This window comes from Pseudoflavonifractor sp. An176, assembly GCF_002160435.1.
Lineage (GTDB): Bacteria > Bacillota > Clostridia > Oscillospirales > Oscillospiraceae > Enterenecus > Enterenecus faecium.
Window position 1 is genome coordinate 1 of record NZ_NFKO01000007.1, and the last position, 12,227, is coordinate 12,227.

Genomic DNA, 12,227 nt, shown 5'->3' on the forward strand with positions numbered 1-12,227 from the left:
GCAAATTCGTAAACAGCACTTATGCGATTGAACCGCCGTGTACCGAACGGTATGCACGGTGGTGTGAGAGGACGGCTACTCAACTAATGGGTAGCCTCCTACTCGATTTGCCCAGGTGATATTAGTGCTGGCGCAGCTGTGCCAGAAGGCCGTTGCAGCCCTCCCATACATCCCGCCAAGTGGCCTCGAAGTTGCCGGTGTACCAGGGGTCTGCCACCTCTCCTGGACGGTCTGTGTAGTCCAGAAGCTGGTGGATTTTCCCCTGGGGATCGCCGCCGCACATACGCTGCATGTTGCGGATGTTGGCGTCGTCCATACCAATGAGCAGGTCGTAGCTCTCATAGTCCGCCTTGCGCAACTGGCGGGCGGCGTGGCCAGAGCAGGGGACACCGTGGGCGGCCAGGGTGCGGGCGGCAGGGGGATAGACGGGGTTGCCGATCTCTTCGGTGCTGGTGGCGGCAGAGGCAATGGAGAACTGGTCCGCTACCCCGGCCTCTTTGACCAGATGTTTCATCACGAATTCCGCCATGGGGCTTCGACAGATGTTGCCGTGGCATACAAACAAGATCTTTGTCATTTCAATGATTTCCCTTCTGTTGCAGGATACAGGTATTGTACCACATCAGGGCCCTGGTTTCATCCTAAATTTCCAGGCGGAATGGAGAGGGGGGCGGGGCAACTTACCGCTTCGACTCCTCCAGCTCCCGTTTCAGCCGTGCTTTTGCCTCCTCTACGCTCTCCCCGTCCCGGGTGAGATAGCGGTCCACAAAGGCGTCTTCCATTTTGGTGTAGCCACCTACCACGCGGTCTTGAATGGCGCCAAAGGTGGCGGTGACTTTTTCTGCGATTTTTTCATTTGCGTTTACAAGTTTGGATTTTGCCATGGTTCAACTTCCTTTCTCGATTTCCAGATTAGATAAATGCCTAGAGATAGAATGAAGGCACAGACGGCAGCACCGGTCAGGGCATTCATCCACTGGGAAGGTGTGTGTTCCGATGTGCCGAAGGAGACCAACATGGACCGCTGCAACGTCAATACCGAAGCCGCCACCTCCGCATATCGGATGTTGCGGATGACCACCGACAGGGGAGAGGTGTCCCAATGCCGAACTCTTTGGACCGCGGCCACCGTAATTTTATAGAAGGTATAGGTGGCTATAGTAATCATCGTCACCGTGTCATAGGCGGTGGCAATGTGCTGAGAGAGGCTGATTTCTATGATCCAGGTCAGGCTGCCACTGAGTACAAGGAGCAGAATACCGCATACCACCATCACAAATCGCCAGGATACGATGCAATTTCTTCTTGCACTTGCCCGTCCGGTTAACAGAGCACAGAACCGAGCCACAGCCAAGATGCTGTAGAAGATACACATCGACCGATACCAAAGCGAGGCATAGACAAAGCCCAAGATACCGTGGTACAGGGCATACAGGCAGTTTCCCACCAGAGGGAGCACGGCGGAACGAAAAAAGGGGGCCGTATAGAAACGATGGCGTAGGGGTCTCAAGCCCGGATGCCCTTGGTCAGGGGGAGCAGGCAGAGCAGCACCACAATCCCCACAAGGCCGATGCCAATCCCCAGAACCAGCTGATTCCATACCATGGTAAAGCACATGCCTATGCCCAGGGCCAAGGCCCCCACAATGCCCACGGCCACGGATGCCACCGCTTTCCGGGAAATCTGGATGGGCTGCTTGTGCTCCATGTGCCGCCATACCGCCACGGCGACCAGTCCAAGCGCAATGCCGGCACAACCCAGCGCCACACCGGGGCCAAAAGAATACCAGTCGGGAATGAGCGCCATGCACATGCCAAGGGCAAAGAGTACGCCGCTCACGGTTCCCAGCAGCATGGCCACAAACGTACTTTTCTTCATGATTTGCACCTCCAAAATTCATTAACACAACAGTTGTTGCCTCAGTCTAAGTGTAGTATAATTTCCGCCAGAGGAGAAAACAATCATCAATGTCACAACAAGTGTTGAGATAAAGGAGAGCATATGAATACACCCAACAATAAGCGCAGGCGGGAGTCGGTGGAACGCATGGAGAAGATATTCCTGGACCTGTTGCAGACCAAGGAACTGGGCCAGATCACCGTCTCTGAGCTGTGCAAGCGGGCGGGGGTGAACCGAACTACCTTTTACGCCAATTTTGCGGACATCTACGCCCTGGCGGACTCCATCCGGGACAAACTGGAGACCAACTTGGCCGAGTTGTATCAAGAGGAGATTACCTCAGGCGTCAACAGCAACGACTATCTCAAACTGTTCCGCCATATTCAGGCCAACCAGATTTTCTACCGTACCTATTTTAAACTGGGGTATGACAACAACTATAAAATCATTGCCTATGATATGGAGCTGGCAAAAAGACATTTCCAAAACCGCTTTATTCGCTATCACATGGAGTTTTTCAAAAGCGGTCTGACCAGTATCATCAAACTGTGGCTGGAAGGGGGATGCCAGGAGACCCCAGAGGAGATGTTTGAAATCGTGAAAAGCGAGTATCGGGGGAGAGAGTAGATAGAAAAATAGAATGAGCCACCTGCCCCAGAGAGAAGGGCAGGTGGCTTGAAAACGTGTATGATCATTATGAGAAGACCACGGAAAAGTAATATGCAAAGTCCATGGATGGCTCTGCGTGTCCTTGCTCCAATTGCTCTAGGGAGAGGGGCGCCAGTCCCCATTTCCCATAGCCCAGCGCCAGCAGGCCTTGCTCAGTATCATCGGCGATGGGAAGGGTTCCCTCTACCTGAGTGGAGCCTCGGATGTAGGAGGTAATGTCCTCGACACCCTCTAGAATGGGGAGTTCCTTGGTGTGCGTGGTGCCATCGTTGGTGACCACCAGACGCACTCTGGAAGCTTCAAATTCCGGAATGAAGGCCAGCATACCGTCGGACCAGGCGGTTTCGCCTGTGGATAAAAGATCTGCCACCGCTGTTTTGCCTACCAGCTCTCCGGAGCGATACTCATACTGATACACCGTCAGTTGGTGATAAGGTTTTTTGGCGTAAAACCGGAAGAGCATGGCTCCATCGTTCTGGGACAATAGCTCCGCTGTCGTTACCTCCGGGCCATTCTGGTCTAGTGCCTGGATGTAGTTTTGAGGTTGGGAGAAGTGCCTGTAGAGGACCACGCCCAGGCAGCCGCAAACCAGCAGGGTGAGGGCCATCAGAGTGGCGATGACCTGCTTGAGCCTTCGCTGTCGATGCTGGCTGTCCTGGGTCACTTGGATGAGATTGTCTTCCGATTTGGCTGGGAGGTCTTCCCGGGGGATGTCTTCTCCGGCGAGAAACTCGTTGATGGTGATGCCCAGAATCTCGCACAGTTCCAGATAGACGGACACGTCTGGCAGGCAGATACCGGTTTCCCTTAGTTAAAGATATTGTTGGGTATCTCAAGATGTGTCATTCGATTTTGCCGATAAAGCGGTAGAAGATTTCTACCTCCCGTTCCCGGCTTCCGTCCTCACTTTTGACCGCTTCATGGACAAGGATTTTTTCAATCAGCGTATTCAGAAGTTCAGCCGTCAATTCTGTGGGATTGACATACTGTTTCATCAGACCTATCCACTTTTCAGCGTCAACCGCTGTCTGGGCGGCGGCCTCCATCGCTTCGTGAAGCCGTTCAATTTTTGCGTCCAATTCTCGCTGTTCGCCCTGATACTTTTCGGACAGCATATTGAAATTGTATTCTGTAATGCGTCCGGCAGACCAGTCCTCATACATTTTTGCAAACAGGGTGTCTACTTCTGCTTTGCGCTTTTCCGCCTTTTTCAGTTCGGCTGTCTGCCGCTTCCTTGCAGTATTGCGTTCCTTGTCGCTGGCGTTAAGTAGCCGTTTCAGAAGTTTGTCCCCATCCTGCTGTGCCAGCACAGACCAGTATTGCAGACGGGAAAGGACATAGGCGTAAAGCACATCATAGCGGATATAGTGCATGGAACACTGGTGCAATCCTTGCCCGTACTTGCTACAATGGTAGTGGGCATAGGGATTTTTGTTCTGGCTGTTCATACCATAGGCCAGCGACCAGCCGCAGTCCGCACATTTTACCAGCCCGGAAAATATCTGTGTTGTGCCGTTCTTCTGCCGTCTGCGCCTGTTGCAAATCTGCTCCTGTACTTGACGGAACACATCTTCGGAAATAATCGCTTCGTGGGTGTTCTCCACACGATACCATTCCTCTTTTGGCTTGCGTACTTTCTTCTTGTTTTTGAATGAAATATTGGTCTGCTTATTGTGGACGCTGTGTCCGATATAGGTTTCCTCTTTCAGAATACTTTTCACCTGCGCTATCGTCCACGCATAGGCTTTTTCCTCCGGCGCTCCGGCATAGATATTTGCGAAAGTGCCGTATCTCTGGAAATTCAGCCAGCCGGGAGTAGGTACTTTTTCTTCGACCAAAATCCGTGTAATGCTGGCGGCTCCCCGGCCATGAACGGCAAGGTCAAAAATCTTTTCGATAATCCACCTTGTTTCCGGGTCAATCAGAAGATGGCCTTTCTTATCTGGGTCTTTGACATAGCCAAGCGGAGCATAGGCTCCATAGTGTGCGCCATTTGCGAACCGTGTCCGCATGGCCGCCTTTACCTTTTTGCTGGTCTGGCGGGCGTGCATTTCATTCAGAATGTTGAGGAATGGGGCAAGCTCATTCTCTCCGTTGATGGTGTCCACATTGTCATTGACAGCGATATAGCGGACGCCTTTGCTGGGAAAGTAGATTTCCGTGTACTGGCCGGTCAGAATGTAGTTTCTGCCTAAGCGGGATAAATCCTTCGTAACAACGCAGTTGATTTTCCTGTCCTCAATGTCATCAATCATTCTCTGAAAATCCGGCCTGTCAAAGTTCGTTCCAGACCATCCATCGTCGATATATTCATCTATGACATTCAGGCCATGCTCGGCGGCATATTGCCGGAGCATCATGCGTTGTGTCTGAATACTCCCGCTTTCTCCTTGCAGTTCATCGTCCCGGCTCAATCTCATATAAAGCGCCGTGTTGTAAATCGTAGTATTGTAAGGTTGTTTCACCGTAAAAATCCTCCTTCTAAAGAAACAACCCACGCTTACAATACTTTTGCTCTATGGCGATTATATCATAAGCGTGGGCGTGTTATCAATGATGGGCTATCAGGTTGAAGCGGCTTTTTCTGCGGTATGCCGCACCACATCTACAATCAGATCACCGAGGGGCTTCCCGCCTGCGGCGAAGTGTTCGGAGATTTTTATACGGTTGTTCCCACATACAAAATACTGCGTGCCGTTCTCTGCTTGTATAACCTGCCCTGTTCGGGGTGTAAAAATATCGCTTTCACTTTTTGCCATCCAGTGTCCTCCATATTCAGTTTTCAAGGTACAATGCCGCACAAAGGCGGCGAAAATTTCTGCTTATATCTATCACCTTTCCTTTACCGTGTGCCGCTGCTGACGTTTCAGTTCCGCCAGTATATCCGGCGGGATACGGTTAACCAGCCGCTGTAAATTGTCCAGTTCGCTTTTCAGCTTTGCCCGTTCCATCGTATCTTTCATCTTGCCTTTTTCACTGGCCTTTGCCCTTGCTTCCAGCTTTTTGTTTTCTTCCAGCAGGTCATTGATTGTGACCTTGTACTTTTTCAACTGCCCGGAGAAGTTCTCCATCTGCGGGAACCACTTTTTCAGCATGAAGAGGGCTTCCTCTTTTTTCTTTCCGGCGTTCAATGGGTTAATGCCGTCAAGGGCGGCTTCAATGGCTCTGGCCTGTTTGGAGAGGGAAACCGCCTGTTTGAAAAGCCGGGTGGGGATATGCTTCCGGCCTGTCTTGCTGGCACTCTCCCCACGCTCCAAATCCGGGTATTTCTCCACCATGTAGGCGTGAAAATCGTCCTGCCACTTCGTCAGGTTTGCCCGGTTGCCGATAATCTCCTTTGCACACAGGCGGTTGTCCTTTGTCAGCGGAACAAAGGTCAAATGCAGGTGGGGCGTTTTCTCGTCCATGTGTACCACCGCCGACACGATATTTTCCCGTCCTACCCGGCCAATGAGGAAGTCCGCCGCCCGCTGGAAAAACGCCTGTATCTCCTTTGGGGATTTCCCCTTGAAAAACTCCGGGCTGGCGGTTATCAGCGTATCGACAAACCGTGTGCTGTCCTTGCGTGTTCGGCACCCGGCCTGCTCGATACGGCTCTGAATGAAGTGGTAATAGCGTCCCTCCGGCTTGACGATATGGAAGTTGTATTTGCTCCGGCTTGTGTTAATGTCGGGATTGCTGGTATACTGTTCTTTCTGTCTTTCGTGATGGGCTTCCAGCGGCCTTGCCGGGTTGCCCTTGTGCTTCTCAAACCGCAAAATTGCGTGTTGTGCCATTCTGCTCCTTTCCCCATTCCTTTCCTATCCGGGGTTTTCTACAGGGAAAATCCCGCCGGAATTATCTCTGATACGATAAGAATGGAATGGATATAAATAAATCATTTTAATCTTTGTATTTCTATATACCGTCTGGTTTTCCTACTTCTCAAGATTGATTTCCGTACTTCAAGGGTACGGTTTTCAGTCCTCCGGCGTACCAGAACGGGATTTCTTGAAGTCGGTGTTTGGAACCGCTTCATAGGATTTTGGGAAAATGCGGTTGGGTTTTCCACAGCCCTGCTTCTGGATTTCCACCAGTCCGGCGTATTGCAGTTCCCGCAGGGTGTTCACCGCTTTTTGCCGCCCACAATGGAGCAATGTGACCACTTCACAGATAGGGAAATACAGGAAAATCCGTCCGCAGTCATCCGCCCACCCATTTTTGCGGGATAACTCTGTCCGGCGCAGAATAAAGGCATACAGAACCTTTGCCTCGTTGGACAGGAGCTTGAACGTGGGGGCTTCAAAGAGGAAATTCGGGAGCCGGGTGAAGCTGAACGCCCTTTCCGGCTGATGGATATAGATGGTATTTGTCATAGTGCGTTTTGTGGACGGTTAGAAGCCCGTTTTCCGGGGCGGGCGATACTTTATACCACCTGCCCCGGTTTGGGGCTTGCGAAGCCTGATAAATCAAGGCTTTTTTCGCTCCTAACTGTCCACAGCAGACCTCCTTTTCCGTTCACTTTCTGTTTTCTGCCGCCTGTGAACTCTGGCGGCACAGCCGGGGCAGTATTTTGCCCGGTTGGATTTGGGGACGAACACACCGCCGCAGACCTCACAGCGTTTCAAGTCCTTATCCCGGAAAATCTCCGCTTCCAGCGTCCCGTCCAGCGGCAAGACCGCCCAGCGGAACCACTTACAGCAGACCGAGAAAGAAATCGTCTGCGGACAGGTGCAGGTGTCCCCATCGTCAAGGACAATGCAGTTGCCGTCCTCACAGCAACAGCACTCCCGGCGTATCAGGCTGGCCGCCTGTTTTCTCTGCGCCGGGGTCATGCGGTAAAGGGAACCGTCCGGCCTGCGTTCCAGCGGCGGCAAGTCTTTATAGGGGTTATCTCTCATGCGTTCCCTCCATTTTGCTTTCCGTTGCCGTTCCCCCCCCGAAAAGGCTTCCTGCCTCATTCCTGCGGCGTGTTCCGGCGTTGGCACGCTCCCCGCAACTTCGGGACATTTTGTCCCGAAGTCCGGCTCCTTGCGGTGCTTCCCCAGCCGGGGTATTCCTTTTCGGACGGTCATTCTGTTTTCAAGGTGCCGTCCATCGATGAACTACCCTAAGTCTACACGAAAAAAATGCAATTCCCGGAATATTGCGAGAATTGCATTTTGATGAAGTTTACACTTTGGAAATTGCATTTTTGCAATCATTCTGTATAATGGAAGTATGCGGAGGAGGTGCGTATCTATGGCTTTACCCGGAACACCCGGACAGCGGATTTCCGATTTATGCAACGGGAACCACATCACACAAAAGGAACTTGCGGAGAAGATAGGCGTTTCCGCTTCCCAGTTGAGCCGCATTGTCAGCGGCGAAACAAGAACGGTCAGCAGTGATATTCTCATAGGTGTAGCAAAGGAATTTAAGGTATCGACAGACTACATACTGGGCTTGTCTACCGTGAGCGTTCGTAAAAGCTACGATATTTCTGAATTAGGCTTGTCCGAGGGAGCCGTGAGGGGGCTTGTGACGGGTGCTGTTGATGTGCAAATCCTCAACCGCCTGTTGGAACATAGGAATTTTCCTAAGCTGATAGATTTGATACGGATTTATTTTCAGGACACAGCGGCAAAAGGCATAACAGCAAGAAACCAGCTTATCGAGATGGCAACGGCTTCCCTGTCCGACCTGATGAAAGAACACCCGGAACACCGGGCGGAAGCAAAGCAGGATTTACAGCTTTTGAACGCCCAGAAGATGGGGGAACATGAGGCGGAGATTGAGAAAATCAAAAATGTGTTCCTTGCTATCCTGCGGGATATTAAGAAAGACATTGACAACGGGGAACAGCCGGGAGAAGCTGTGACCGCCGCGATGTTCCAAGCCATGCGGGACGCATTGGCGGAACAGAAGCAAAACCCGCTTTCCATTGACGATGTAACGGCGATGGTTGCCGGACAGATCGGACAGCTTGCACCGATGGATGAAGAAACTGCCGACCTGTTCAAGCAGTTGGCAAAAAAGATGATGAAAGGAATAGAATAATAGCCTGTTATTCGAGATAATAATATGCCATTAGTAAAGCATGACTACCCTGTTTTAGAGTACGATACCGCATCAAAAGCTGTTTTTCAGCCGGGAAATGGGAAAAAATGTTTTCCTGCAAAAGCAGTGTTTGCTTTTTTAGGAGACGAGGTTGAAAATTATGCACATACCCATGATGGAATACAGATAGATGAATTTGAAAGTGCAACAAGACGATATCCTATTTATGAATGTCTTTATAATCAGGAGAAAATATGTCTATGTCCGGCTCCTGTGGGAAGTGCTGCTGCCGTCCAAGTTTTAGAATATTTAATTGCAGGGGGTGTAACAAAGATTATTTCCGTCGGCTCCTGCGGCGTATTGGAAGACATCCCGGAAAATAGATTTTTGATACCTGTTTCTGCATTGAGAGATGAGGGAACATCTTACCATTATCTTCCTCCCTCCCGAGAAGTAGAGATTTCAAAGGCTGGTATAAATGCGATTGAATCTGCTTTAAGCCAAAAGAATATACCATATTGGGAAGTTAAAACATGGACAACAGACGGTTTTTATCGAGAAACAGTAGAAATGGTTCAGTATCGGAAAGAAGAGGGATGTCAAGTAGTAGAAATGGAATGTTCCGCATTGGCGGCGTGTGCAAAATTTAGAAAAGTTACATGGGCTATGCTGCTTTTTTCAGCCGATACTCTTGCAGACCCTCATAAATACCAAGAAAGAGAATGGGGAAAAACAAGTATATCCATAGCCTTAGAATTAGCCTTAGACGCTGTTTTATCAGTTGTTGAGGAGTAAAAATAAATACATATAGGAGTTACAATGAATATAAATGAATTTCCACAACAAGTAAATCAAGTTATTTCAATAGCAGAAACCATATTACAAGGTCAAATATTGGGGATATATTTATATGGTTCAGCAACAATGAATGGGCTGCGTCCAGATAGTGATATAGATATACTGATAATTACTAAACAAGAATTGAGTAATTCAATCAGAGCAGATCTAACAAAGCAATTATTGAAAATTTCTGGCTCCGTAGGCTGTATTGAAAAAAGACCTTTAGAGGTAACTATTATCAATCAATCTGATATTGTTCCGTTGCAATTTCCGCCAAAATGTCAGTATATGTATGGTGAATGGCTAAGGGGAGAGATGGAAGCAGGAGAATATCCGCAAGCCTGCAATGACCCAGATATAATGATTTTATTATGGCAAGCAAGAAAAAATAGCATAACTTTGAAGGGGGCGGAAAGCAAAGAGCTTATTCCCGCTATCCCATTTCACGAAATTAAAAAAGCAATTCGGTTTTCTTTACCTGGTTTGATTTCCAGCTTTAAGGGTGATGAAAGAAATGTGTTATTAACCTTATCACGAATGTGGTTTACTTTAGTAACAGAAGAAATCACGACAAAAGATGTTGCCGCAAAATGGGTAATTTTAAAATTGCCGGAGAGATTTCCCCCCCTGCTAACAACGGCAAAGGAAGCTTATTTGGGAAATTTGTCTGATGAATGGGAGACTGTAGAAAAGGAAGCGATGGCACTTGTAGAATATATGAAAAAACAAATTGAGGAATTACTTAGAACAGAGTAGCAAAGTTAGCGGGGCCAATCAACGGTCAAGATGAACGGCGCATAAATGCGCCGCCGTTGACAGTCCCGCCCGTCTTTGCTGATGGGCAATCAAGGCGGGAAAGCCCTAAAATGGCTTCCCGCCCATTTCAATCTTGAGAGAAGAAACGCTCCAAAATCAGAAAGAGAGCGGTAAATCTGAATTGCGAGGGAGAATGTAGATGAATCAAGGAAGAATTATTGTGATTACAGGTTCGCCGGGAACAGGAAAGACAACAACTGCGTCGATTGTCGCAAAAGAATCGAACATGGATAAATCTGTGCATATGCACACAGACGACTTTTTTCATTAGGCTCTGTCACAACAAATGGTTGATTTTTGACGAGAAATAGCGTATAATAATAGTAAGAAACAGTACCACCGAAGGAGGTAATTGGATATGCCTACTATCAAAGACGCATTAGATATTATCGGTAAGTTGACTGTCGCAGAGCAGGAAAGCCTTAAAACAATGCTTTTAAGTCCTGCCTTTGTAAAGTCTTTGAATATTGAAGATTTCGTAGCAAAGGAACGCTTTGCAAATGGTCGTGTATGCCCTCTTTGTGGCTGTATCCATGTGGTTCGCAATGGTCATCGTAAAGATGGCACACAGCGATATGTATGTAAGGATTGTGGCAAGTCCTTCGTGATTGCTACGAACTCCATTGTGTCTGGTACAAGAAAAGACTTGTCCGTGTGGGAGCAGTACATTGATTGTATGATGAATGGCTTATCCATTCGTAAGACTGCTGTTGCTTGTGGGATTCACAGAAACACCGCATTCCTTTGGAGACACAAGATTTTGGATGCACTTCAGAATATGGCAGACGATGTTACCCTTGACGGCATTATTGAGGCTGACGAAACTTTTTTCGCCATCTCGTACAAGGGCAATCATAGCAAGAGTAAGACATTTGCTATGCCACGCAAGGCTCATAAGCGTGGTCATTCTACACATATCAGAGGCTTGTCCCAAGAAAAGGTATGTGTTCCTTGTGCGGTTAATAGGAATGGCTTGTCTATCTCCAAGATTACGAATACTGGTAGAGTTTCTACAATAGATTTACATCATATTTATGATGGTAGGATTAAGACCAATTCCACTCTTGTTACGGACAAGATGAACTCCTATGTGAGATTTACAAATGCCAATGGCATTGACCTTGTGCAGTTAAAGACTGGCAAAGCCAAGAAAGGCATTTATAATATCCAACATATCAATAGCTACCATAGCCAGCTAAAGAGGTTTATGCGTGGCTTTAACGGTGTTTCTACCAAGTATCTGAACAACTATCTTGTGTGGAATAACCTTGTAAATTACGCCAAAGAAAGCGACATGGAGAAAAGGAACATCTTCTTAACTTTCGTTTTGGCAACATTGAAAACTGCTAAATGCAGAGATTTATCAAACAGACCAGCAGTTCCTCTGGTCGCCTAATTAGAATTTGTGGAGATGATAAGATGGTCAATATAACAGATGTAAAACAGATTCTTCAATTTGCAATAGATGCGGAGATTAAAGTCTTTCTTGATGGTGGCTGGGGTGTAGATGCTCTTCTTGGATATCAGTCAAGAGCCCATAATGATATTGACATTTTTGTAGAAAAGAACGATTATCAGAACTTTATAGAAATAATGAAAGCTAATGGCTTTTATGAGATTAAGATGGAATATACAACATTGAACCATACTGTATGGGAAGATTTGAAAAACAGAATTATTGATTTGCATTGTTTTGAATATACGGACGAAGGTGAAATTCTTTATGATGGGGATTGTTTTCCGGTAGAAACTTTTTCGGGTAAAGGAAGAATTGAGGAAATAGAGGTTTCCTGTATTGAACCATATAGTCAAGTAATGTTCCATCTGGGATACGAGTTTGATGAAAATGATGCACATGATGTGAAGTTATTGTGTGAGACACTTCATATCGAAATTCCAAATGAGTATAGATAACTGCAAATAACAGTTTGTAGGGGAGTTCTGATACTCCCCTATAAAAATGGCTATTTATCAACTGTTTGTTG

General features: G+C 47.8%; 16 protein-coding genes and 1 pseudogene. 7 read left to right on the forward strand and 10 right to left on the reverse strand.

The features are described from left to right. Window positions 1–121: 121 nt before the first annotated feature. The 4 genes from B5F12_RS05290 to B5F12_RS05305 all read right to left on the reverse strand — a co-directional run bounded on the left by B5F12_RS05290 (window position 122) and on the right by B5F12_RS05305 (window position 1,878). On the reverse strand, window positions 122–577 hold the full coding sequence (locus B5F12_RS05290) for a low molecular weight protein-tyrosine-phosphatase (protein WP_087231411.1): 456 nt from the start codon (window positions 575–577) through the stop codon (window positions 122–124). Between the two features lie 103 nt (window positions 578–680). Next, window positions 681–884, reverse strand: coding sequence for a hypothetical protein (locus B5F12_RS05295; protein WP_087231414.1), 204 nt, complete (start codon window positions 882–884; stop codon window positions 681–683). Then, a complete protein-coding gene (locus B5F12_RS12160; RefSeq protein WP_242954902.1) occupies window positions 863–1,273 on the reverse strand; it encodes a hypothetical protein in 411 nt (136 codons plus the stop codon). Before B5F12_RS12160 ends, B5F12_RS05295 begins: the two co-directional genes overlap by 22 nt. A gap of 233 nt (window positions 1,274–1,506) precedes the next feature. Next, a complete protein-coding gene (locus B5F12_RS05305) occupies window positions 1,507–1,878 on the reverse strand; it encodes a hypothetical protein (RefSeq protein WP_087231417.1) in 372 nt (123 codons plus the stop codon). A 123-nt stretch (window positions 1,879–2,001) separates the two neighbouring features. On the opposite strand from B5F12_RS05305, the gene B5F12_RS05310 reads away from it, so the two are divergent. Next, window positions 2,002–2,526: a TetR/AcrR family transcriptional regulator gene (locus tag B5F12_RS05310; protein WP_087231420.1), complete on the forward strand. Its 525-nt coding sequence runs from the start codon at window positions 2,002–2,004 to the stop codon at window positions 2,524–2,526. A gap of 67 nt (window positions 2,527–2,593) precedes the next feature. Here the strand turns inward: B5F12_RS05310 and B5F12_RS05315 are convergent, their stop codons facing one another. The 6 genes from B5F12_RS05315 to B5F12_RS05340 all read right to left on the reverse strand — a co-directional run bounded on the left by B5F12_RS05315 (window position 2,594) and on the right by B5F12_RS05340 (window position 7,448). After that, window positions 2,594–3,349: a hypothetical protein gene (locus B5F12_RS05315; RefSeq protein ID WP_087231423.1), complete on the reverse strand. Its 756-nt coding sequence runs from the start codon at window positions 3,347–3,349 to the stop codon at window positions 2,594–2,596. Between the two features lie 61 nt (window positions 3,350–3,410). Further along, window positions 3,411–5,033 carry a recombinase family protein gene (locus B5F12_RS05320; RefSeq protein WP_087231426.1) on the reverse strand — a complete coding sequence of 541 codons (1,623 nt, stop codon included), beginning with the start codon at window positions 5,031–5,033 and terminating at the stop codon, window positions 3,411–3,413. 99 nt (window positions 5,034–5,132) lie between these two features. After that, the gene (locus tag B5F12_RS05325) at window positions 5,133–5,327 is read right to left on the reverse strand and encodes a hypothetical protein (RefSeq protein WP_002334813.1); all 195 of its coding nucleotides are present in this window, start codon (window positions 5,325–5,327) and stop codon (window positions 5,133–5,135) included. A 72-nt stretch (window positions 5,328–5,399) separates the two neighbouring features. Further along, window positions 5,400–6,344 carry a MobV family relaxase gene (gene mobV / locus B5F12_RS05330; protein ID WP_087231429.1) on the reverse strand — a complete coding sequence of 315 codons (945 nt, stop codon included), beginning with the start codon at window positions 6,342–6,344 and terminating at the stop codon, window positions 5,400–5,402. A 183-nt stretch (window positions 6,345–6,527) separates the two neighbouring features. Next, window positions 6,528–6,923, reverse strand: coding sequence for a replication initiator protein A (locus tag B5F12_RS05335; RefSeq protein ID WP_087231432.1), 396 nt, complete (start codon window positions 6,921–6,923; stop codon window positions 6,528–6,530). 111 nt (window positions 6,924–7,034) lie between these two features. Next, window positions 7,035–7,448: a cysteine-rich VLP domain-containing protein gene (locus B5F12_RS05340; RefSeq protein WP_002588751.1), complete on the reverse strand. Its 414-nt coding sequence runs from the start codon at window positions 7,446–7,448 to the stop codon at window positions 7,035–7,037. Between the two features lie 340 nt (window positions 7,449–7,788). Between B5F12_RS05340 and B5F12_RS05345 the strand changes: the two genes are divergently transcribed. The 6 genes and pseudogenes from B5F12_RS05345 (at window position 7,789) to lnu(C) (ending at window position 12,156) form a co-directional block, all read left to right on the forward strand. Continuing rightward, the gene (locus B5F12_RS05345; RefSeq protein WP_087231435.1) at window positions 7,789–8,586 is read left to right on the forward strand and encodes a helix-turn-helix transcriptional regulator; all 798 of its coding nucleotides are present in this window, start codon (window positions 7,789–7,791) and stop codon (window positions 8,584–8,586) included. Between the two features lie 24 nt (window positions 8,587–8,610). Then, complete coding sequence (locus B5F12_RS05350) at window positions 8,611–9,381, forward strand: nucleoside phosphorylase (RefSeq protein WP_002578723.1); 771 nt, start codon at window positions 8,611–8,613, stop codon at window positions 9,379–9,381. Between the two features lie 24 nt (window positions 9,382–9,405). Beyond that, window positions 9,406–10,182 carry an aminoglycoside nucleotidyltransferase ANT(9) gene (gene ant(9) / locus B5F12_RS05355; RefSeq protein ID WP_002578722.1) on the forward strand — a complete coding sequence of 259 codons (777 nt, stop codon included), beginning with the start codon at window positions 9,406–9,408 and terminating at the stop codon, window positions 10,180–10,182. A 199-nt stretch (window positions 10,183–10,381) separates the two neighbouring features. Further along, window positions 10,382–10,510: pseudogene (locus B5F12_RS05360) on the forward strand (zeta toxin family protein); the annotation flags it as partial. Window positions 10,511–10,600: 90 nt separating this feature from the next. After that, window positions 10,601–11,638, forward strand: coding sequence for an IS1595-like element ISSag10 family transposase (locus tag B5F12_RS05365; protein WP_058962567.1), 1,038 nt, complete (start codon window positions 10,601–10,603; stop codon window positions 11,636–11,638). 23 nt (window positions 11,639–11,661) lie between these two features. Beyond that, window positions 11,662–12,156, forward strand: a complete 495-nt coding sequence (lnu(C), locus tag B5F12_RS05370; RefSeq protein WP_019543803.1) for a lincosamide nucleotidyltransferase Lnu(C) — start codon at window positions 11,662–11,664, stop codon at window positions 12,154–12,156. Window positions 12,157–12,227: the final 71 nt, after the last annotated feature.